At 39.8% G+C, this 21,885-nt stretch carries 17 protein-coding genes; 4 read left to right on the top strand and 13 right to left on the bottom strand.

The window, feature by feature from the left end:
• Nucleotides 1-74: 74 nt before the first annotated feature.
• The 6 genes from BTO21_RS12680 to yfcC all read right to left on the bottom strand — a co-directional run bounded on the left by BTO21_RS12680 (nucleotide 75) and on the right by yfcC (nucleotide 7,573).
• Nucleotides 75-2,318, bottom strand: coding sequence for a peptidase U32 family protein (locus BTO21_RS12680; RefSeq protein ID WP_045032361.1), 2,244 nt, complete (start codon nucleotides 2,316-2,318; stop codon nucleotides 75-77).
• A 510-nt stretch (nucleotides 2,319-2,828) separates the two neighbouring features.
• The gene (locus BTO21_RS12685; protein ID WP_045032363.1) at nucleotides 2,829-3,446 is read right to left on the bottom strand and encodes a TPM domain-containing protein; all 618 of its coding nucleotides are present in this window, start codon (nucleotides 3,444-3,446) and stop codon (nucleotides 2,829-2,831) included.
• Nucleotides 3,446-4,201: a TPM domain-containing protein gene (locus BTO21_RS12690; RefSeq protein WP_045032365.1), complete on the bottom strand. Its 756-nt coding sequence runs from the start codon at nucleotides 4,199-4,201 to the stop codon at nucleotides 3,446-3,448. Before BTO21_RS12690 ends, BTO21_RS12685 begins: the two co-directional genes overlap by 1 nt.
• Nucleotides 4,202-4,801 (bottom strand): LemA family protein, encoded by a 600-nt coding sequence (locus tag BTO21_RS12695; RefSeq protein ID WP_045032367.1) that lies wholly within the window; start codon nucleotides 4,799-4,801, stop codon nucleotides 4,202-4,204.
• 251 nt (nucleotides 4,802-5,052) lie between these two features.
• Complete coding sequence (locus tag BTO21_RS12700) at nucleotides 5,053-6,048, bottom strand: succinylglutamate desuccinylase/aspartoacylase family protein (protein ID WP_045032387.1); 996 nt, start codon at nucleotides 6,046-6,048, stop codon at nucleotides 5,053-5,055.
• Between the two features lie 76 nt (nucleotides 6,049-6,124).
• Complete coding sequence (yfcC, locus tag BTO21_RS12705) at nucleotides 6,125-7,573, bottom strand: putative basic amino acid antiporter YfcC (RefSeq protein ID WP_211298259.1); 1,449 nt, start codon at nucleotides 7,571-7,573, stop codon at nucleotides 6,125-6,127.
• A gap of 433 nt (nucleotides 7,574-8,006) precedes the next feature.
• On the opposite strand from yfcC, the gene BTO21_RS12710 reads away from it, so the two are divergent.
• From BTO21_RS12710 to pcp, 3 genes are read left to right on the top strand one after another with little or no spacing between them, the layout of a single operon-like run.
• Nucleotides 8,007-8,714, top strand: a complete 708-nt coding sequence (locus BTO21_RS12710; protein ID WP_045032370.1) for a DUF969 domain-containing protein — start codon at nucleotides 8,007-8,009, stop codon at nucleotides 8,712-8,714.
• Entirely contained in the window at nucleotides 8,707-9,612 is a 906-nt protein-coding gene (locus BTO21_RS12715) for a DUF979 domain-containing protein (RefSeq protein WP_045032372.1), read from the top strand. The genes BTO21_RS12710 and BTO21_RS12715 overlap by 8 nt, the downstream gene beginning before the upstream one ends.
• A gap of 13 nt (nucleotides 9,613-9,625) precedes the next feature.
• Nucleotides 9,626-10,264 (top strand): pyroglutamyl-peptidase I, encoded by a 639-nt coding sequence (gene pcp / locus BTO21_RS12720; protein WP_045032373.1) that lies wholly within the window; start codon nucleotides 9,626-9,628, stop codon nucleotides 10,262-10,264.
• 26 nt (nucleotides 10,265-10,290) lie between these two features.
• Here the strand turns inward: pcp and BTO21_RS12725 are convergent, their stop codons facing one another.
• The 4 genes from BTO21_RS12725 to gcvH form a co-directional block, all read right to left on the bottom strand.
• Nucleotides 10,291-11,406 (bottom strand): HD-GYP domain-containing protein, encoded by a 1,116-nt coding sequence (locus tag BTO21_RS12725; RefSeq protein ID WP_052672728.1) that lies wholly within the window; start codon nucleotides 11,404-11,406, stop codon nucleotides 10,291-10,293.
• 174 nt (nucleotides 11,407-11,580) lie between these two features.
• Nucleotides 11,581-12,258 carry a hypothetical protein gene (locus BTO21_RS12730; RefSeq protein ID WP_045032376.1) on the bottom strand — a complete coding sequence of 226 codons (678 nt, stop codon included), beginning with the start codon at nucleotides 12,256-12,258 and terminating at the stop codon, nucleotides 11,581-11,583.
• A gap of 367 nt (nucleotides 12,259-12,625) precedes the next feature.
• A complete protein-coding gene (gene gcvP, locus BTO21_RS12735) occupies nucleotides 12,626-15,505 on the bottom strand; it encodes an aminomethyl-transferring glycine dehydrogenase (protein ID WP_045032377.1) in 2,880 nt (959 codons plus the stop codon).
• Between the two features lie 22 nt (nucleotides 15,506-15,527).
• A complete protein-coding gene (gcvH, locus tag BTO21_RS12740) occupies nucleotides 15,528-15,908 on the bottom strand; it encodes a glycine cleavage system protein GcvH (RefSeq protein WP_045032379.1) in 381 nt (126 codons plus the stop codon).
• A 250-nt stretch (nucleotides 15,909-16,158) separates the two neighbouring features.
• Between gcvH and gcvT the strand changes: the two genes are divergently transcribed.
• A complete protein-coding gene (gcvT, locus tag BTO21_RS12745; protein ID WP_045032382.1) occupies nucleotides 16,159-17,280 on the top strand; it encodes a glycine cleavage system aminomethyltransferase GcvT in 1,122 nt (373 codons plus the stop codon).
• A 547-nt stretch (nucleotides 17,281-17,827) separates the two neighbouring features.
• Here gcvT and BTO21_RS12750 read toward each other — a convergent pair.
• The 3 genes from BTO21_RS12750 to BTO21_RS12760 all read right to left on the bottom strand — a co-directional run bounded on the left by BTO21_RS12750 (nucleotide 17,828) and on the right by BTO21_RS12760 (nucleotide 21,800).
• On the bottom strand, nucleotides 17,828-18,940 hold the full coding sequence (locus BTO21_RS12750; RefSeq protein WP_045032385.1) for a M20/M25/M40 family metallo-hydrolase: 1,113 nt from the start codon (nucleotides 18,938-18,940) through the stop codon (nucleotides 17,828-17,830).
• 332 nt (nucleotides 18,941-19,272) lie between these two features.
• On the bottom strand, nucleotides 19,273-20,547 hold the full coding sequence (gene tyrS, locus BTO21_RS12755) for a tyrosine--tRNA ligase (protein WP_045028127.1): 1,275 nt from the start codon (nucleotides 20,545-20,547) through the stop codon (nucleotides 19,273-19,275).
• Between the two features lie 29 nt (nucleotides 20,548-20,576).
• Nucleotides 20,577-21,800 (bottom strand): amino acid permease, encoded by a 1,224-nt coding sequence (locus tag BTO21_RS12760; RefSeq protein WP_045028128.1) that lies wholly within the window; start codon nucleotides 21,798-21,800, stop codon nucleotides 20,577-20,579.
• Between the last annotated feature and the right edge of the window lie 85 nt (nucleotides 21,801-21,885).

Raw genomic sequence — 21,885 nt, forward strand, 5'->3', positions numbered from 1 at the left:
AAAAGACAGCCCCTAAAATAGCTGGCTGTCTAATGTGGTTTAGTGGTTTAGAACCTAAAGCGTACCGTTAACGCTTATAATCCCTGAACATACTGGGCATTGGTTGAAATAGGCACTAAATTATCCAATTCAGCTTTAGCGTCATCATTACCAGCCAGTAGTGCCTCAAAGTGCTTGATTAGCTCTACTTTGTCTTGTTCTTGCTTAGAACCTGCACCGATGTTGGTTAAATCAATAAAGAACTCGTCAAATAAATGCGAGAAATCATTCACTGCATCAAAGTTTAGGAACTGCTCATGATTGTAAATACTTGGGTAACCGCCTTTTTGCTTATCAACCGCAAACGAAATACCTTTCACATTAGTAATGGTTGTTGCTTTTTCACATTTCAGCATACAGCCAGCTTCAATTGCCGGTTTCTTACAGCCAACGGTTTGTTGGAAGAAACATTGACGACTGGTCATCATCAGGATTGGATGATAAATGCTGTAACAGAGCTTAAAGTTTTCTGGACGGGTAATATTTCTGATTTGACCACGATTGATCTCGTTAGAAATAAACGCACCCGCACAGTTTAACTCTTCTTTCAGAGTAAGAAGGGCGTGTGAGTTGGTGGTATTTAAGAACGGTCCTGCCACCCATTCGATACCCATTTCATACGCTTTATAAGCAATACCGGTATTATTAGTCACAATACGCTTAGGTTTTACTTGCTCAAGAATTTTGACGGATTCTAAGTAATCTTTACCAATCAATACAGCAGGGAACCAAGGAATTAAACGTGGATTTTCTTGCAATAACGTAATGTGTTTAAGACAGTTCTTTTTCAAGCTTTCAGGGAGTTTGAAGTAGATATCAGCATCTGTCACATCAGCAAGGTACAAATCTTGTTCATTGGCAATCATCAACGATAATTTAGGTGTCGGTGATACTTTCTCGTGCTTAGGTAATGCGGGTAAATCAACATGTTTAATCACATTACGTGAGCCGTTTAATAAGAACGCAGCTTGATTTTTTAGCTCTGTAATTTCTTTAAACGGTACCGTTAAGTTGGCATCAAAGTTGTCAAAGTTCATTGGCGCAAGATCAAACGTCGCATTACTAAAACTACGGAAGCGTTTATCAATGGTTTCTGGCGTAATTGCAATTTCATCGGCAACGCGTAATAACGAATCAGTTTTTACTTCAAATGAGGTATTACCCGCCATAATATTAAGCGTTAACGGCGTGTTTTCTTTGGCAGTAAAAGCGAACGTTAAGGCGACTTTATCGATGCTTAAGTCTTTTATTTTGTCGGCTAGTTCCGCGCCTAGTGCATTTTTATCATTATAAAGATCTTGTTTTACATCGTGGATTTGAACCACTGAGATAGCATCACTTTTTTCAACTGCATAATTGACACTGTTATCACGAGGGTTATCGGTAAACATTTTCTTGTTTAGATCACCCTGTAAAAATGAGTTAGTGAAGCTACGGTTAAAAACTTTATGTAAGTTGCTGTCGTCAGCTAATAATTTACCTGATTCAATAAAGTTATTGATCTGTTTACGCCATGTATCAACGACAGTGTAAACATAGTGAGCGCCTTTAATACGGCCTTCGACTTTTAACGAATCAACCCCAGCGTCTACCAATTCAGGTAAATCAAAGTAGGCTGAATTATCTTTTAAGTTAAGTGGGAAGCGATGACCTTCAGCGGTCACTTCGTATTCGTCACGACAGGCTTGGCTACAACGACCACGGTTACCTGAGTTGCCGACACTGACTGAGCTTGAGTAACACTGGCCAGAGAAAGCGATACATAGTGCGCCATGGACAAAGACTTCAGTTAATACATCATGATCATGGGCGACAGTTGTTAGTGCTTTAATTTCACCAAGGTTGAGCTCACGAGATAAGTTAACCCGTGTTGCGCCGATTTTATGTAAGAATAAAATCTGACCTTCGTTGTGGGTTGTTAATTGAGTAGAAGCATGGATATGTAATGATGGGAAATGCTTTTTAACAATGTTGAAGATACCTAAATCTTGTACGATGATGCCATCAATACCACTGTTAACCAGCTTATTCAGCAAGCGTACTAAGCTAACAACCTCGTGCTCTAATATCACCACATTGAGGGTTAAGAAGACTTCACAGTTGTGCTCGTGTGCTAGTCGTAATACGCCATTTAGCTCATCATATGAAAGATTGGACGCACGGTTACGGGCATTGAACATATCTAAACCACAGTAGACGGCATTTGCACCAGCAACAATCGCCGCTTTAATTGCTTCTACGTCACCGCCTGGTGCCAATAATTCTATTTTTCTACTCATGCGAATAACCCACTCAATGCTTTATTGTGATTTTTTGAGGGGGCATTCTATCTGCATCTGCAGGTCAATGCTATAAATTAGGCTTTTGTTGATATAAATCAACCAAAGAAATAGAAATGTATGCATGTAAAACAAGGTAAAAGGGTCGTTATAACTTTACATTACAATTATGGGTAACAACAGCAACACCAAGGTTACTTCTAGTGAGCGAATTACAACATATGGGTGTCCAATTATCTTTGATCTTTTGGCTGTCCCATAATAAAAAATATATGGCTGTCCAACCTTCAGTCCAACCTTCACAATGTTAGTGGTGAATGTTGCAAGGACTCAAAAAAGATTAAAGATTGATAATTGGGATCAATGGCTGAAAGATCACCATTTTGATTAATTACCAATATGGATAAAGATCAGCGGTGAAGGGGTAGAAACTGATAGAGTTAAATTAATTGTTGAAATAACCCAAAAGCTATTTCAACAATTAATATGAATAACAGATTGTTTTACACGTTAATCAATAACGACTAAACAATTGGGTAATTCATTTTTTTCTTCCGTGTAAGGTAGGGCATTAGTCAATAATTTACCTGATTGCTGCAAACACTGAATAAAGCCTTCAAATGTTCTGCCTGCTTTAACATCTTTGGTAAAATCGCGTACTAAACGTTGCCATGCTTCATCGCTGATACACTCACTAATACCGTAATCCGTTAGAATTTCGACATAATGCTCCGCTTCACAAACAAAGATCATCACCCCTAAATGCTGTTTAGTACGATGAATACCGTTGGCTAAAAACTGCTCGCGGGCAATAAGACTTGCACGACGATGTTTAACTGCTTTAGGCAATAACCGATACTTAATTGCTGGAATACGAAAGATCAATGTTAGGACAATAAAGGCGCTTAATTGTACCCATAAAATATCGGTTAGCTCTAACCATAATGGGGTAATCGTTAACAGTGCCGGAACAAACAGCGCAATAATGGCCGCCCATAATGTCGGAACAAAGTAATAATCGTCAGCTTTGGTTGCCATCACAGAGATTAACTCAGCGTCAGTGGTTTTTTCCATATCACTGATGGTTTGGCTAATCGTTTGTAGCTGCTCGTTTGTAAATAATTTCATTACCATCCTCCTGATGCACCGCCGCCGCCAAAGCCACCACCGCCACCACTAAAACCACCGTTGTTGTTACCGCCACCACTGCCACCACCGAAGCCACTAGAGCCACCGCGGTTTGATGAACCAAAGCCACCACTGCTGAATACGTCACCATCACGACCATAATAGGTTGAACGATTACGGCGTCGACGGCTAAAAGCGACAATTTGAATAATAACCACAAACAGAATAAACAAATAGAAATCGTAAGGTGGTTTATCCTCAGTAACGACGGGTTTATATTCGCCATGGATCGCAGCAATGATTGCCGTGACACCATTATCAATCCCCGTTGCAAATTGACCCGCTTTGAAAGCCGGTTTAATCTGCTGGTTAATGATATTAATCGCAATCGCATCAGGTAGCGCACCTTCTAAGCCATAACCGACTTCAATACGCATTTTTTTGTCATTTTTAGCGATAATTAACAATACGCCATTGTCATGTTGTTTCTGACCAATTCCCCATGCACGACCTAACTGATAGCCATAATCGGCAATAGGAATGCCATTAGTTGAGGGGACGGTTACTACCACTACTTGATTGGATGATGATTTTTCTTCTGCGATGAGCGTCTGTTCGAGTTGTTGTGTTTGCGTTTGATTGAGCATATGAGCGTCATCAACCACTCTCCCTGTTAATGCAGGAAAAGTGATTGCAGCAAATGCACTCTGACTGATGAACAACAAAAGCCCACAGATAAGTAGGAGTTTTTTCATTTAAAACGTAACCTTAGGTGCAACATCAGCGTTAGGGGTCGTTGCTGTGAAGTTAGGTTTGATTGTTAGATCACTGTACATTGCCCAGTGCCATAAACGACCTGGGAAAGTGCGAATTTCAGTATTAAAGGCTCTCACTGCATTAATGTAATCGCGACGTGCAACAGCGATACGATTCTCTGTACCTTCTAACTGTGCTTGAAGTGCAATAAATTGTTGGTTAGCTTTTAGATCAGGGTAGCGTTCAGACACAACCATTAATCGAGATAACGCGCTGCTTAATTGGCCTTGAGCCGCTTCAAATTTCTTAAAGGCTTGTGGGTTATTGAGTGTTTCTGGCGTGACTTGCATTGAGGATACTTTAGATCGTGCTTCTGTCACCGCAGTTAACGTGTCTTTTTCGTGAGCCGCATAGCCTTTAACCGTTGCGACTAAATTGGGAATTAAGTCCGCTCGACGTTGATAGTTATTTTGTACTTGAGCCCAATCAGCATTGGCTTGTTCATCAAGAGTGGGAATTGTGTTAATACCGCAGCCTGTTAGTTGTGTTAGCAGTAACACGACAAATAGATATTTGATTGATTTGAGATACGTCACCATAAAATTCCTTTATTATGCTTTTAAGTAATTATTATTACTCAAGTAAAGCATAAATTGCATCATAGTTGGTAAATGATCCCTGATAATTATGACAAATTAACGGCTAGTGGTATTTATTTATATGAACTTGGTAGTAAAAAGGGTGCTTAGGTGGGTGATGAATGTTTAATGGCAATAGATGTTAGATTAGCAATAACCCATGCTAATCACTAGCCTAGCATGGGTATTGTGGTGATAAGAAAGGTTAGATATTAATCATGAATAAGACGTACAATTAATGCACCAGCGTCACGTAAAGCATCAGTATTATGGCTTAATACGGTGCCATCACAGGGCGCGGTGTAGTGTTTAATGATATTACCAAATAGATCATATTGAGTGGCAATTACATCATCTTTTTTCACTGACGTTAACATCTCAACATTTGCGAGTGTTAGCCCACCGATATCTGCACGAATAGAGGTGATATTGCTGGCTTCTATCGCACAAGGTTCAATTGTCATCGCTGCTAATGGCTGTTGATGGGTAATAATTTGCATCACACCCGCCACTGCGCGAGTAATGAGTTCAGGCTGGGTGATTTTACCACTGCCAACTTCAACTGTGATCGCACTAACCCCATGTTGATTCCATACTGTCTCTAATACCCCTTGATCACCAGGATCATTTAAGATCGCATCGGGTGCCATTAATCTTGCCATCGTTAGTGCAGACTCAACGCGAAAATCGGCAAATACATACAATGGGTAGCAGGTTCCCGTGGTTTGAGTATGCAAATCTATTGCAATATCAGCATTGGGTAGCAGTAGATGATGCCATAGTTTAGCAAGGTAACGTTCAGCCGCATTTCCTTGATTGTTACCAGGGAAATAGCGATTAAGATTGACGGTTGATAAATCTTGATCCGCGCCATGAAAATCACGATGGTGATGAATAATACCTGATAAATTAATCGCAGGAACAATGATTACACAGCCACAGATCTCAGTGTTTTGTAGCTGACGAGCCAGTTGTTGTGCGGTTAAAATACCATTGAGTTCATCACCATGAATGCCAGCGGTGATCATCACTTTTTTACCTGTTTGCTCGCCTTTAAATACCCACACGGGTAAATGTTGGTCTTGATTGAGTGCATTGCTGGCAACGTTGAACCAAAATTGATGCTGCCCAATGGCGAGATCATCCACATTTAATGCTGAGATCACCGCAATATTATTAATAATGTCGCCTGTGAGTTGGGTCGTTATGATATTGGTATTGGTATTGGTATTGGTATTGGTATTGGTATTGGTATTGGTATTGGTATTGGTATTGGTCATGTGATTAATTAAACCCAGCGAGGTGAGCACCAACAACCGTCACACTTGAAGTGATGAACAATAACAACATAAAACGCCAGCTAAAACGGATCCAATCACCCCAGTCAATACGACAAACCCCTAACGTGCCCATTAATGATGCTGATGTTGGTACTACGATATTGGTAAAGCCATCGCCTAACTGAAACGCAAGTACTGTTACTTGACGAGAAACGCCAGCAATGTCTCCTAAAGGCGCTAATAATGGCATTGTTAGTGCTGCTTGACCTGATCCTGATGTTACAAAGAAATTAAACACCGATTGGAATAGATACATGATCCATACCGCTGCCACATCTGGAATGCCACTGATTGCGCCGCCAGCACTGTTTAAAATACTATTAAGAACAGTAGGTTCATCAGCAGAGCCATCACCGAGAATCAATAATACGCCCTTAGCACAACCGACAAGTAGCGCAGGGGCTAACATTACGCCAGCGCCTTCTTTAAATGAGGTTGCAATGTCGTTGAATGTCATATCGTTGAGTTTGAAAATGACACCAATGATACCGGCGATAAAGCCCATCGTGAAAAATTGTGATGCAATTTCAGGGATATACCATGCATGTGCAACGACTCCCCAAACAACCCAACCTGTTGTGATCGCAACTGTTGCTATTACTAAGGTATAACCGATATTCCATTGTGATGGCTTAACATCAGCGGTTTTTTCACGTAAAAATTGGTCAGTTTTAAAGCTATAAGATAACTCTGGATTGCGTTTGATTTTCGCCGCATAACGCATGGTGAAGATAACACCCATTAAGGTGAAACCGATCCACATTGGAATACGAAGTTCCATCCCTGAAAGTACCGGAATACCCGCAATGCCTTGAGCGATAGCAACTGAAAACGGGTTCATCCACGATGATGCAAAACCGACTTGGGTCGCAACATAAGTGACCATGACGGTAGTAATACCGTCATAACCAAGACGCAGCATAAGAGGGGCGATAATGATCGCAAATGCAATCGCTTCCTCACCCATACCAAATACAGCACCACCTAATGAAAACAAGACAAATAAAGCGGGAATGAATAAAAAGTCATTGCCTTTAGTTTTGTGGATCAGCGCTAAAATACCTGCATCGATGGCACCAGTACGCATCACGACACCAAATGCTCCGCCAATCACCAGCATAAACATAATTACGCCGACGGCTGAACCCCATTTACTGCCTGATACTAAGCCTTCAAACATAAAGTTCATCAAGCCAATGCCACCCCCGGCACTAAAGAAGCCGACAGTGTTATAGATTTTTTCACCATTAGCATCAACGGCATACTTAAAAGATGCAGGATCGATAACGGTACGTGTTTTTTCAACGCCATCGGCAATAAAGCTCACAGCATGTTGCGAAAAACTACCGGCAGGAATGAGATAGGTCAGAATGGTCGCCAATACACCGACCATAAAAATAATGATTAATGTGTCAGGAACTTGCCATGACTTTTTTGAATTCGCCGTTACGGGGTGATCAATTGAACTATGCAAAATAAAATCCGCTATAAAGTGATATTGTATGCATTAAATATCAATTATTATGCGTCGCATATCAATTTAATCTTCTTGTTGTGACCATGAGCGGTATTATATTTTGCATGATAAGGAAGGATATTTATTGGCTGTAAGAATAATACAACGTTTTAATAAGTGTGTTTTTATAAATTGTTGTTTATTAGTCTATTTTTTATTGATCGTGCTGGTTGCTACTTACAAATTTAACTGGAAACTACACATTTATTTTCGTAATCTCCGTCAAATATTAAGATTATTAATAGCGATAGTTGCATGCTCAATGGGCATTGGTTTATTGCATATTATTCAGATAACAGGGGAGACGTACATGGTGGATTTATGGCCATTAATTGGTGTGGTGATTATCACAGCAGGATTAGCATTTAAATTAAATACCTTGCTAGTGATTTTAACCGCAGGTGTTGTTACAGGTTTAGTGGCTCACATTTCATTATTTGAGATCCTATCTATTTTAGGTGAGTCATTTACCAAAAACCGTTACATGTCACTGTTTATTCTTATATTACCTATGATTGGTATTTTAGAGCGTTATGGCTTACGTCAACGGGCTGAAACCTTAATTGGTAGTATGAAAAGTGCTTCAGTAAGTCGCGTATTACTGACCTACCTTGCGCTGCGTAAATTAACCAATGGTATGGGGCTACATTTAGGTGGACACCCATCAATGATCCGTCCGTTAATTGCGCCAATGGCAGAAGCTGCGGCAGAAAAACAAGTCGGTGAGTTAACGGATAAGCAAAGTCAACGTATTCGTTGTTTATCTGCCGTGAGTGAAAACTTTGGTAATTTCTTTAGTCAGCTATTGTTCATTGGTGCGGGTGGATTGTTACTGATCAAAGGTGTGATGGAAGATAACGGTATTGAGGTTGAACTTGATCAAATGTATTTATGGGCACTACCAACAGCGATTGCTTCTTTCGCCGTCTTTGCTGTGTGTTGCAAATTGGAAGATATGCGCTTAGCGCGTCATTTAGCAACAAAATCAGTGCTATTAAAGGAGCAGGATAATGCTTGAGTATGTTTATCAAACCACAGGCTTATTACTGATTGCTTTTGCGATACAAAGTTTTGCCGATAACAACAGTGCTAAATGCTGGGGAACTGGTGCGTTTTGGCTTATTTATGGTATCACTTTCATGTGTGGTCCATTGATGCCTCACTGGGTAACTGGTTTATTAGTGCTGGCGTTAACCTTGCTTGCAACGGGTGGTTTTATGGGAGTCGGTACTTATAACAGTACTGACGACAGCACCAAAGCAAAGAGTGCGATGACACTTAAAAATAAACTGTTTATTCCTGCTGTGTTGATTCCAATTGGTACCATTGTGATTAGTCAATGTACTGATTTAGGAGCGCTTACTGGGCTTGGTATTAGCTCAGTATTGGCAATTGGTGTAGCGTTAATGATCACCAAAGGAACCGCAGCGCAAAGTATTAATGAGGGCCGTCGCTTAATTGATGGCATTGGCTGGGCAGCCATATTGTCACAATTTTTAGCCGCATTGGGCTATTTATTTAGCCAAGCAGGGGTCGGTGATACCGTTTCACAATTAGTTAAGATGATAGTGCCAGATAATAACCTGCAAGTATATGTTGTGGCTTATTGTGTGGGGATGATGTTATTTACGATAGTTATGGGCAATGGTTTTGCTGCGTTTGCAGTGATCACGACCGGTATTGGTATTCCATTATTGATCATTGAACAAGGCGGTAACCCAGCTATCGTGGGTGTATTAGGCATGCTCTCAGGCTATTGCGGTACATTAATGACGCCAATGGCTGCTAACTTCAATGTTGTTCCTGCTGCACTATTAGAACTCAAGAACAAAAACCAGATAATTATGACGCAATTTTTACCAGGCTTAGTGATGCTGGCTTTCAATATTATCCTAATGTACACGTTGGCTTTTTAAAGGACGAATAACCATGAAAAAAATACTAATTACCGGCTTTGAACCTTTTGGTGGTGCAGCAATTAATCCTGCATTAGAAGCCGCTAAACTATTAGATGGTGCGGTACTTAATAATGGTGAAATTGTTATTTGCCAAGTGCCAGTAACACGCTTTAAAGCGATAGATGCTGTGATTAATGCAATTAAGCACCATAAGCCTGATTTTGTTATTACTGTGGGTCAGGCTGGTGGACGAGCAGGGATAACACCTGAGCGTGTTGCGATTAATATAGATGATTTTCGAATTGCAGATAACGAGGGCAATCAGCCGATAGATCAACCCATTGTTATTGATGGTCCTGATGGCTATTTTTCAACGTTGCCTATTAAAGCAATAGCACAAGCATTACAACAAGCTGGGATCCCGTGTCAGGTTTCAAATACGGCGGGTACATTTGTTTGTAACCATCTGTTTTATGGTGTGCAGCATTACTTACGTGATACGGCTATTGGTCATGGTTTTATTCATATTCCATTATTACCTGAGCAAGCAATATCCGCTGATCAACCGAGTATGTCATTAGAGATGATCGCGAAAGGGCTAAAAGTAGCCGCTCAAGCGGTGATTGATAATGAACAAGATATCCAATTAACTGGCGGTACTATTTGTTAGTTATGCTCGACGTATTGATATAAGAGCTACGCTTGTAGCTCTTCTTCAATAACATCAGGATAACGGCTTTGAATCAGTGTAACTTTATCGAGTGAGTGTAAAATGGCATCAATACACAGAGGATCGAATAGCGTCCCTGAGCCATTTATTAAATACAATTCGACATCTTCAATTGACCATGGATTTTTATATGGACGATGACTTAATAGCGCATCAATAACATCCGCAACGGTGACAATACGGGCTTCTAATGGAATCTCGGTGCCTTTTAATTTATCAGGGTAACCCTTACCATCGTATCGTTCATGGTGATGACGAATAATGTTAAGAATAATACTAAGCTCTTTATTATTATCATATTTAAAAGTGGTTAATATATTTGATAACAATTGACAGCCTAAATCTGGATGTTGATTCATCACTGCTCTTTCTTCATCGGTATATATTTCAGTTGAATATAAAATATCTTCTGGAATTAATGATTTACCTATGTCATGCATATCAGAGAAATGATAAACAGAATCAACAAAATCACCGTCACATTTTCTCTTTCGTGCTAAGTAGAGCCCAATTAAACGACTATATTCAGCGACTCTTTTTAAATGATTTTGAGTTTCTGGATCTTTATGATGACTTAATAATAAGACTGTTTTGACAATAGAATGGAAGGCTTTTTTATTATTAAAATCATCACTAATCAGAAGTGTAATAAGAATTGAAAAGGTAGTGAAATAATTGATTTTTTCACTAAAGAAATCTTTTACTTTAGCATTGATAAATAACACCCCAATAAAAGTATCATTGGTATAAATTGGGCATGCCATGCTTGAAATACAGTTACTCTGTAATAAACGAAAATGAATACTTTTAACCGAAGATTGATGAGAAAGCATATTATCAATAATACTTGGTTCTAATGAGGTGCGCATTTTACTCAGTCGAGGTGATTTACTGATCGATGAAATAAAGGTTGGGAAATTATCACCATAGTCGGCACTTCGGTAAACAGAGTATAGATTATCGTGTTCATCCATGCGTGTTACAGCGATGCCAATAATATCAGGGTATATTTTTTGTGCTGAAGTAACAAAGAGATCTAATCGCTCTTTGAGGGAACGTTTTGAGTTTAAGAATGAATACATCGAGAAGTCCTTTTCATCACGATATGCATGTTGATTTATATTCGTTCAAAGATAGTGATTTGTATAGTGATTTATTTATCCTTAGTAGGTTTTTTAATTAATGGTGTCGCATAAATAAAGCAAAGGTGCTAGTACGGTTAGGGTACTAACACTTTTTCTATTGCTCTGTCTTTTTTATTTTAAGATAACTTTACCTGTTGTATTCGTTGACCAACTATAGGTTTTTTTATCTTTACCAGTTAAGAGTGCTTGACCTTCAGTCAGTGCGATAAGTTGAGTATTTTCATCATCAGTGAAAGTAAAAGATTGGTCTTTGATCGACTCAGTGGTCCAAGAACCATTATCAGAGAGACTACCATCAGTATAAAAACCGCGGAAACTGGTGGTGAGTATTTGGTCGTTTTCACCTGATATTTGAACGGTAATACTATTATCGCTACTGAAGCGGTAACTGAGAGTATCGCTACTAATTGTCGGCGCTTTAAACTTCACATCTTCGTCTGTCTTGATAATAAACTGTGCGTTATTTTCACGAGTAATATCAAGCTTTCCATTAGTTAGCGTAATATCTGAATATTCAGTTTTGGCTATATTTGTAAGATGATCGGCAATATTACAGCTTAATGTTGTAAAGTCAGGATTGATATTTTCTTGGTTATCAACACAAACACCTGCAACAAATAAAACCAACGCATTGATATCTGTAGAAATTTGAGCGTAATCTTGTTTTTGTTTATCAGTTAAAGCCGAAATATCTAAGCCAACTTTATCAACAATAACGTCCTCACCATCATTAGAGTTACACCCGAACAATGCGGTAGTAATGAGTGTTGCTAAAATAAATTTATTCATAATACTTCCTTTGTATATTTATGTTGTTGATGAGATTTAAATGTGATTTTTTTAGTTATTTAAAACAACTATATTTAGAGGGTAGGCTATTGATAAATAAATTCTATTAAATGGTGACCATATTTTTTTGTCTTTTAAATCATAGAGTTGATTTTTTAGTGCAGTGTTGTTGTATTAGTCTTTATGTAAGAGCAATAACGGGTTTAATGCTAACTATATGTTGTCACTATATAAATACATTCGAGGGTAGGGAAAGTCTTAAATATGAGAAAATTGTATAAAAAGATAGAAAAGGTTAAAAAGAGAAAAAGCGAACCTTTAGATTCGCTTATTGATTATGTGAATAAATTAGTGATTGAGAAGAATATTACTCATCAATATAACTATTCATCGGCGGGCAAGAACAAATTAAATTTCGATCTCCAAAAACATTATCAACCCGATTAACACTTGGCCAATATTTAGCGTTTTTAGTGTGTATTGATGGGAAGCAAGCAATATCACGGCTATAACAATGCAGCCACTCAGTAGATCGTAGATCTGCTTGAGTATGTGGTGCGTTGACTAATGGATTATCTTCCAAAGACCAGATACCCGTCTGTACTTGATTAATCTCTTCACGGATCGCTATCATTGCGTCACAGAAACGATCAAGTTCGGTGAGATCTTCAGATTCTGTTGGCTCAATCATTAACGTACCCGCAACAGGGAAAGACATGGTTGGCGCATGAAAGCCGTAGTCCATTAAGCGTTTTGCAATATCTTCTTCTGATATGCCTGATGCAGCTTTAATTGGGCGAATATCAATAATGCATTCATGGGCGACGCGACCTTGCGTTCCTCGATATAAAATCGGGTAATGAGGCCGTAAACGCTCCATCACATAGTTGGCATTTAAAATCGCTAACTCGGTGGCTTTTTTCAGTCCGGCTTCACCCATCATCGAAATATAAGCGTATGAAATAGGCAAGATAGATGCAGAACCTAATGCTGCTGCTGATACCGCGAATTGATTGCTTTGTGGTTGTTGGCTATCAATGTGACCGGGTAAGAAAGGACTCAAGTGCGATTTTACACCAATAGGACCGACACCAGGGCCGCCACCGCCATGAGGAATACAGAAGGTTTTATGGAGGTTTAAATGTGATACATCTGAACCGATAAAACCAGGGCTGGTTAATCCGACTTGTGCGTTCATGTTTGCGCCATCAAGATACACTTGACCGCCAGCAGCATGGACACGCTCACAGACTTGCTGAACACCTTCTTCATAAACACCGTGGGTTGAAGGGTAGGTGATCATAATGCAAGATAAATTGTCGCGGTGCAGATCAATTTTCAGTTGTAAATCATTAAGATCAATATTGCCTTGTTCATCACACCCTACCACAACCACTTTCATCGACACCATTGCCGCAGAAGCAGGGTTAGTACCGTGGGCTGAGCTTGGAATTAAGCACACATTACGGTGGTTATCGCCATTAGCTTGATGGTAGCGCTGAATAGCAATTAGGCCAGCATATTCACCCTGTGCACCAGAGTTAGGTTGCAGTGAGACGGCATCGTAACCCGTGATGGTACATAACATGGCGGATAGCTTTTGAGCTAACTCTTGATAGCCTAATGTTTGAGAATTAGGGGCAAACGGATGGAGTTGACCAAACTCAGGCCAAGTGACAGGGATCATTTCAGCGGCAGCATTGAGTTTCATGGTGCAGCTACCGAGGGGGATCATGCCATGGGTGAGTGAATAGTCTTTATTTTCGAGTTGTTTCATGTAACGCATCATGTTGGTTTCGCTATGGTAGCGATTAAAAACGGGATGCGTAAGGTAATCACTCTGTCGCTGACAAGTAATTGGAATAGCAGCAAATTCATCATTGGCAATTGCGTTGCTGTAATGTTCAATCGACAAGGCTTTGCCGGTTAATAAGGTTAACAATAGTTCAATGTCATGCGCTGACGTGGTTTCATCAATACTGATACCGAGCTTGTGCTCATATTTGCGTAGGTTAATCCCAGCATCTAATGCTTGTTGGTACAAGCTGTCAGTATGTTCAGCGGTGATCAATGTCAGCGTATCAAAGAAGGTACTATTTTCAATGATAAAGCCATTATCACGTAAACCTGCGGCTAATATCGCGGTAAGGTGATGTATCCGTCGTCCTATTTTTTTAAGCCCATCGGGACCATGATATAACGCATAAAAAGCCGCCATATTGGCAAGTAAAGCTTGGGCGGTACAAATATTAGAGGTCGCTTTTTCACGACGAATATGTTGTTCACGGGTTTGCATTGCCATACGTAAGGCACGATTGCCTTTAGTATCTTTAGATACGCCAATCACGCGCCCAGGCATGGTACGTTTATATTGATCTTTGGTTGCCATAAAGCCAGCATGAGGACCACCAAAGCCCATTGGTACGCCAAAACGTTGCGCACTGCCAATGACGACATCAGCGCCCATTTCACTAGGTGGAGTGAGCAAGGTGAGTGCTAATAGATCACTGGCTACGGTGACTAAAATCTTGTTGTTGTGTGCGGTGGCGATAATATCAGTTAAATCATTAACCTGACCATTGGTTGCTGGATATTGTAATAATGCGCCAAACACCTCATGTTGATGAAGCTCAGTAGGCTCTCCCATGACGATATCAATACCAATAAATTGGGCGCGGGTTTTAACAACATCAATGGTTTGCGGATGGACATTGGTGGCAATAAAGAACTGTGAGCTTTTGCTTTTTCCTGCACGAAGGCACAATGTCATCGCTTCTGCGGCAGCGGTTGCTTCATCGAGTAACGAAGCATTAGCCAGATCCATGCCTGTCATATCCATGATCAATTGCTGAAAATTAAGCAATGATTCTAAACGACCTTGTGATATTTCAGGCTGATAAGGGGTATAGGCGGTATACCATCCCGGATTTTCTAAAATATTCCGTAAAATTACATTCGGGGTGTGGGTATTATAGTATCCCTGCCCAATATAGCTTTTATTGATAATGTTTTTGGCAGCTATTTGCTTGAGCGATGCGAGCATATTCGCTTCACTTTGTGCTAGCGGTAACGCCATAGGCTCTGGCAAAGCAATAGCCGCTGGAAGGGTTTGTTGGATGAGTTGTTCAATACTCGATGCGCCAATTGTCGCTAACATCTGTTGTTGTTGCGATAAGTTCGGACCATTATGGCGCTGAGCAAAATGAGTATCATCACTGAGATCGCTGAGCAGTGTAGTAGAAGTCATCATTCTTTCCTTGGCGGTGGCATTATTCTTCAGCGATGGAAGCAAGGTAAGTATCACTGTCTATTAATTCAGTAAGTTGTGACATATCGTCTAATTTTATTTTAGCAATCCAGCCACTATCATAAGGGTCTTCATTTATCAGTTCAGGGCTATCATCAAGTGAGCTATTAGTTTCAATGATTTGACCACTCACAGGGGCATAAATGTCAGAGGCGGCTTTCACTGATTCAACTAATGAAAAAGTTGTTCCTGCATCAGCAGCATCTCCAATATCAGGAAGATCAACAAAAACGACATCACCTAATAATTTCTGAGCATGATCTGAAATGCCCATTGTGATGGTGCCGTCACCGTTGTCACGTACCCATTCATGGCTAGCTGTAAATTTTAGTGTCGTTTCCATGTCTATACTCCTTACGTGGAAAATTATGTGAGTAATAATGTTGATTAATAGTGTTGTTGTTTGTTTTTAAACTATGGATGTTAATTTGTTGGTTTAAATTCTACGTAAGCGTTTGCTTGTTGTCATAGCTATTTAACAATATTGCGGATCTGATCAAGATATCAATCATTGGCTTTTCCGTTCCGATGGCACTTTTGATAGGGTGAGGCAATCATTGGATAATGTCTGTTGCTATTGGGAGTAAATCATCATGTCTCAACCTTTATTTCATACCCCGTTATATGATCTGCATGTCAACATGGGCGCTAAGATGGTGCCGTTTGCGGGTTATGATATGCCTGTACAGTATGCGTTGGGTGTAAAAAAAGAGCATCTTCATTGCCGTGATGCCGCTGGGTTATTTGATGTGTCGCATATGGGACAGTTGAGATTACGCGGTGAAAATGCCGCGAAAATGCTCGAAATGTTAGTCCCTGTTGATATTATCGATTTACCTATTGGTAAGCAGCGTTATGCTTTTTTTACCAATGAAGTGGGTGGTATTGAAGATGATTTGATGGTGACAAATTTTGGAGATCATCTGTTTATTGTGGTCAATGCAGCATGTAAAACAGAAGATATTGCCCATTTGCAGGCGTATTTGTTAGCAGATGTTGAGCTTGAAGTGATAGAAGATCGCGCATTATTAGCATTACAAGGGCCAAAAGCGGCTGAAGTGCTGGCTAAATTAAATCCTCAAGTGCGTGAGATGGTATTTATGGATGCTGCTCGCCTCGAATTGTTAGGTCAAGAATGTTATGTCAGTCGTTCGGGGTATACGGGTGAAGATGGCTTTGAAATTTCAGTACCTAATTCACATGCAGTCGCGCTAGCAACAGCATTACTTGAAGATGGTAACGTCGAATGGATAGGACTGGGCGCACGTGATTCTTTGCGTTTAGAATGTGGATTGTGCCTATATGGTCATGATCTTGATAAGAGCACCACGCCAGTAGAAGCGAGTTTATTGTGGGGGATCAGTAAAGTACGTCGTACTGGGGGAGATCGCGCTGGTGGTTTTATTGGGGCTGATGTTATTTTAACTCAGATGGAAACTAAAGCGGTTGATCGTAAGCGAGTCGGTTTAATGGGGCAAACTAAAGCGCCAGTGCGAGAAGGTAGTCCATTATTTGATGCTGATAATCATCAAGTTGGGATTGTGACCAGTGGTACTTTTGGACCTTCAATAGCGATGCCAGTTGCAATGGCATATGTTACAACGAGTTGCAGCCAGCTTGATACGGTTTTATTTGCAGAGGTACGTGGTAAGCGATTACCGATGACTGTCACGAAAATGCCTTTTGTTACTCAACGCTATTTCCGTGGTGAATAGACATATTTATTAAGGCGTATACGTGTACGCCTCTAAGCTTAAACATACAAACAGTAATTACATTTAAGTTATGTTGTTAATATCTTTGTAGACAGATCGAAACATGAGTTGGAACCCTTCTTTTGTGAGTTCCTTTGCTTCGATTTTGGCTGCTTTTAGGCGTCGGTAACATTCAGCTAATGTTTTAATAAATTGATCTTTTTCTTTTGGTGTTAGATGTTGCATTTCCATTGTTAAATCTTCTATTTTAGGGGGGCTGCACTCTATATTTGAAAGTAAGAGATTATGATTGGATATAGGAATTACTCATAGTCTCTTTTTTTTAATAACTACGTCATTATTAACAAGTATATTATATGCCATTTAAATATCTTCTGGTAGTGGCATATTTAAGCAAAATAGAAAAAGGCTTGTTAATAATATTCGTTGGTTATTGAGTTAAGTCGGTATGTTTTTCAATATAACGCCTTACTTATTTTTACAATGAGTAATAACAAGCAAGGCATTGTAAGTGTTTCGTTTTATATTGTTATTTTTGTTTGTTTTGCTAGTTAGTACTACATAAATAGGTATACATGAATTCAGTGATTTTTGTCATATCATCGACAGTAATAAATTCTTCAGTGGTATGAACTTTACTCATTCCTGTGGATAGATTGACTGTTTTTAAACCATTACCATTAAAGACGTTAGCATCGCTGCCACCACCGGTTGATTTGGTAAATGGTGTTAATCCATTAGCACTAAACGCAGCCATGATACTTTGTACATGTGGGTCATTATCTTCAATATGATAAGCATTGTAAGAACGGCTTGATTCGATATTGATTTGAGCACCATGTTTAGCTGCGGCTTGTTCAAATGTCTCAATCATATGTGCAGTTTGGCGTTCAAGTTTAGTGTCATTTAAAGAACGTGCTTCTGCGGCAAGATAAAGTGAAGGCATTACAATATTGGTAACTTGTCCGCCTTGAACAACCCCAATGTTCGCGGTAGTTTCTTCATCAATACGAGATAAACGCATATTAGTGATCGCATCAGCCGCGACGGTTAGCGCATTAATGCCTTCTTCTGGTGCTAAGCCAGCATGAGCCGGCTTACCTGTTATGGTGATTTTCAAACTTTGCTGACCGGGCGCTGTGGTAACGATTGCACCAATGGCACCGCCTGAATCTAACACAATCGCCTTATCGGCTGTAATGTAGCTCATATCAAACAGTTTAGAGCCTTGTAAGCCACCTTCTTCATGCACAGTGAAAGCAAGCTCAATCGTTTTATGCTCGCGATTATCCGCTTGAATACAACGCACTGCTTCCATAATAGCCGCAATACCTGATTTATCATCACCACCGAGAATGGTGTCGCCTTTTGAACGAATCACACCATCTTCAATAATCGGCTCAATATCATTACCTGGGTTAACGGTGTCCATGTGACAACTAATCGCGATAGTGTCATTGATGTTACCGTCTAAGCGCGCATAGATATTAAAACCGTTAGATACTGCTTCAGGTACCGGTAGGCGATGAACACTGAAACCTAACTCACCTAATTGTTCAGCCAGTGTTTCGGCAATGGCTTTTTCATTGCGTGATTCGCTGTTGATTTTGATCAGTTCAATGAAATGGTTAATAAGGCGTTGCTGATTAATAGTAGACATGATTTTAGCTTCAAGTTGTCATTGGATATCATGACTGTAAACGCAAATAGGTGAGTGAGACTTGGGGTTAAATCAAGTTAAGTGAGGATTTATTAATAAAAATGTCAAATTGTGTTAGCGGCATCTTGTTTTAAGAGGAAGGATTTAGGTGCGAGGTGCGAGGTGCGAGGTGCGAGGTGCGAGGTGCGAGGTGCGAGGTGCGAGGTGCGAGAGGTGATTAGATAAAGAATGATGTATGCGCTTGTTATTAGCAATAAAAAAACCACCGTTATTATTAGTAACGGTGGTTTTTATTGCTATCTATAAGCTAGATAACGATTATCAGTTAAGGATTAACCCCAAACGATAAGGCTGTAGTTTTTCTTACCACGGCGGATAAGCGTGTAACGACCAAACAGTTTGTCAGCATCTTGGAAAGCGTAGTAAGCATCACTTACTTTTTCGCCATTAACCATGATTGCATTTGACGAAATGTGTGTTTTCGCTTGGCTACGAGATGTTGCAAGCTCAGCATTAACAAGTACTTGTTGAAGATCATCTTCACCAGAGGCTTGTGCTGTTGGCATACCATCTTGTGCTAGTTGCGCAAAATCAGACTCAGATAAGTGCTCAAGGTCGTTTTCAAATAGGCAGCGAGTAATGTTCTGTGCTGCTGCTAATTGTTCTTCACCGTGTACTAGTGCTGTGGCTTTTTCTGCAAGAATACGTTGTGCTTGAGGCGCTTTACCGCTGTTACGATCATCTTCTTCGATCTGCTGAATTTCAGCTTCAGACATGAAAGTAAAGAAACGTAGGAAACGGTATACGTCAGCATCTGCTGTATTCATCCAGAATTGGTAGAACTTGTATGGGCTCGTTTTGCTTGGGTCTAACCAAACAGCGCCGCCTTCAGTTTTACCAAACTTAGTACCATCAGACTTAGTAATTAGCGGTACAGTCATACCGAATACTTGCTGTTGGTTCATACGGCGAGTTAGGTCGATACCCGCTGTGATGTTACCCCATTGGTCAGAACCACCAATTTGAAGTTCCATACCCATGTCTTTGTTCATGCTTGCGAAGTCATAAGATTGTAGCAAGCTGTAAGCGAACTCAGTAAAAGAGATACCTACTTCGTCACGGTTAATACGTTGCTTAACAGACTCTTTGCTGATCATTTGGTTCACAGAGAAGTGCTTACCAATATCACGTAAGAATGTTAGGACATCCATATTACCGAACCAGTCATGGTTATTTACCATGCGAGCAGGGTTAGTTGCGTTGTCAAAATCTAAGAAAGGAGAAACTTGACGTTGGATTTTAGTTACCCAATCAGCAACAATATCTAAAGTGTTAAGTGAACGCTCAGTCGCTTTGAAGCTTGGATCACCAATCATACCGGTAGCGCCGCCAACCAAGGCTACTGGATTATGACCCGCTTCTTGGAAGCGCTTAAGGCAAAGTAGAGGTACCAGATGACCTAGGTGCAAACTATCTGCCGTTGGATCAAAGCCGCAATATAATGTAATCGGACCTTTCGCTAAACGTTCGCTTAAAGCTTCTTCATCCGTAATTTGAGCGATCAGACCGCGATCTTTCAGCTCTTGAATTAAATTCAAATGATTCATGTGTTCTCCAATAATCATTTTATTTACGTTTAATTAAAAATAGGTACGGCATTATTCAATGTCAGTATCTGGTTTATTATGACTTGTAGACCAATAAATCCTACAACAAATAACGCCATATTATTTGTCGCTACATTATATTCAATTTGATGTTGTTTACCACGAAGTTTTCTAAGGGCAAGCACAGGAAACAGAATTGCTAGGATTGTTAAGAAAATTGCTGCGGCACCTAAAGCAGGAACAAAGCCATCAGGATACACAAGTGTGAAAACTAAAGGTGGCAAGTAGCACAGTACAGCAGTCATTAATCTGTCTACTGTATTATTACCACGTTTAAAGGTACTTGCCAATGAATCAAATAACCCTAATGAAACACATAGATAGGAAGTAAACATGGCAATGGATGAGAAAGCACCAATTAGGTAAATAATGTTGTTATTTTGAATATATATCTGCATTTGTTGAAGCATAACTCCAACACTTGAGCCGTGTTGTGCAACATATTGAAAACTATGGTTACCAAATCGAGGTAATGAACCCAGCATACTAATTTCCCAAATAATATAAACAATTAAAGGGATTAAGCCGCCAGCAATAAAAATATTGCGTAATGTTTTTGGTTTATCTCGGCCAATGTATTTCACCATGCTAGGTACACTGCCATGAAAACCAAATGCGGTTATAAAGACAGGAATGGCAGCAAAGGCATATTTAGCTGAATCATGGTTGTTGACTAAAAAATGACCATGAAGGTATGGAATTATGGTAATAACCAGAATAAAGAAAATAACAATGTTGCTGGTAAATAATACGCGGTTAGCAATATCAACCGCTTTAGTACTAATAAATACAATCGTTGCAATAATTAGAGTGAATATGATTGCTATCGTGTGAGAGGATAACGATATATGAAAATAATCGGTGAAATCACTTTTATATATAGAAGATGCACCCGCGATATAAGCACAAGATAAGGCATAAAGTAAAAGTAATAGCGATATATTAATTACCCATTTTCCTGGTTTTCCAAATAAGTCATAAGCAATAGCTTCAAGACCAGTACCTTCAGGGTAATTGAGACAAATTTCTAATAACATTAATCCGGTATAGGTCATTACTACCCATAAAACGGTTAATAAAAGAATGGTGTTATAGATACCTAACCCTGCAGAAATTAAGGGTAAAGCAAGCATTCCAGCACCCAGCATAGTGCCTGAAATAAGCAGTGTCGCGCCAATAGACTTTACATTCATGACGTTTTTCCTGTAGATAGAACCTAATAGTGACCAAGGTATTAGGCAATAAGAAATTAACCGTCGAGAATAAATAACCGACGGT

Source organism: Photobacterium phosphoreum, assembly GCF_002954725.1.
In the GTDB taxonomy this organism is placed as follows: Bacteria; Pseudomonadota; Gammaproteobacteria; order Enterobacterales; family Vibrionaceae; genus Photobacterium; species Photobacterium phosphoreum.

What these genes read in the sequence shown, in the direction of transcription:
- BTO21_RS12710 (WP_045032370.1), top strand. Translation starts at nt 8,007, where the DNA reads ATGGTGGATTTATGGCCATTAATTGGTGTGGTGATTATCACAGCAGGA.
- BTO21_RS12730 (WP_045032376.1), bottom strand. Translation starts at nt 12,258, where the DNA reads ATGAATAAATTTATTTTAGCAACACTCATTACTACCGCATTGTTCGGG.
- pcp (WP_045032373.1), top strand. Translation starts at nt 9,626, where the DNA reads ATGAAAAAAATACTAATTACCGGCTTTGAACCTTTTGGTGGTGCAGCA.
- BTO21_RS12750 (WP_045032385.1), bottom strand. Translation starts at nt 18,940, where the DNA reads ATGTCTACTATTAATCAGCAACGCCTTATTAACCATTTCATTGAACTG.
- BTO21_RS12695 (WP_045032367.1), bottom strand. Translation starts at nt 4,801, where the DNA reads ATGGTGACGTATCTCAAATCAATCAAATATCTATTTGTCGTGTTACTG.
- BTO21_RS12725 (WP_052672728.1), bottom strand. Translation starts at nt 11,406, where the DNA reads ATGTATTCATTCTTAAACTCAAAACGTTCCCTCAAAGAGCGATTAGAT.
- gcvT (WP_045032382.1), top strand. Translation starts at nt 16,159, where the DNA reads ATGTCTCAACCTTTATTTCATACCCCGTTATATGATCTGCATGTCAAC.
- BTO21_RS12690 (WP_045032365.1), bottom strand. Translation starts at nt 4,201, where the DNA reads ATGAAAAAACTCCTACTTATCTGTGGGCTTTTGTTGTTCATCAGTCAG.
- gcvH (WP_045032379.1), bottom strand. Translation starts at nt 15,908, where the DNA reads ATGGAAACGACACTAAAATTTACAGCTAGCCATGAATGGGTACGTGAC.
- BTO21_RS12760 (WP_045028128.1), bottom strand. Translation starts at nt 21,800, where the DNA reads ATGAATGTAAAGTCTATTGGCGCGACACTGCTTATTTCAGGCACTATG.
- tyrS (WP_045028127.1), bottom strand. Translation starts at nt 20,547, where the DNA reads ATGAATCATTTGAATTTAATTCAAGAGCTGAAAGATCGCGGTCTGATC.
- BTO21_RS12685 (WP_045032363.1), bottom strand. Translation starts at nt 3,446, where the DNA reads ATGAAATTATTTACAAACGAGCAGCTACAAACGATTAGCCAAACCATC.
- BTO21_RS12715 (WP_045032372.1), top strand. Translation starts at nt 8,707, where the DNA reads ATGCTTGAGTATGTTTATCAAACCACAGGCTTATTACTGATTGCTTTT.
- gcvP (WP_045032377.1), bottom strand. Translation starts at nt 15,505, where the DNA reads ATGACTTCTACTACACTGCTCAGCGATCTCAGTGATGATACTCATTTT.
- BTO21_RS12680 (WP_045032361.1), bottom strand. Translation starts at nt 2,318, where the DNA reads ATGAGTAGAAAAATAGAATTATTGGCACCAGGCGGTGACGTAGAAGCA.
- yfcC (WP_211298259.1), bottom strand. Translation starts at nt 7,573, where the DNA reads ATGGTCGGTGTATTGGCGACCATTCTGACCTATCTCATTCCTGCCGGT.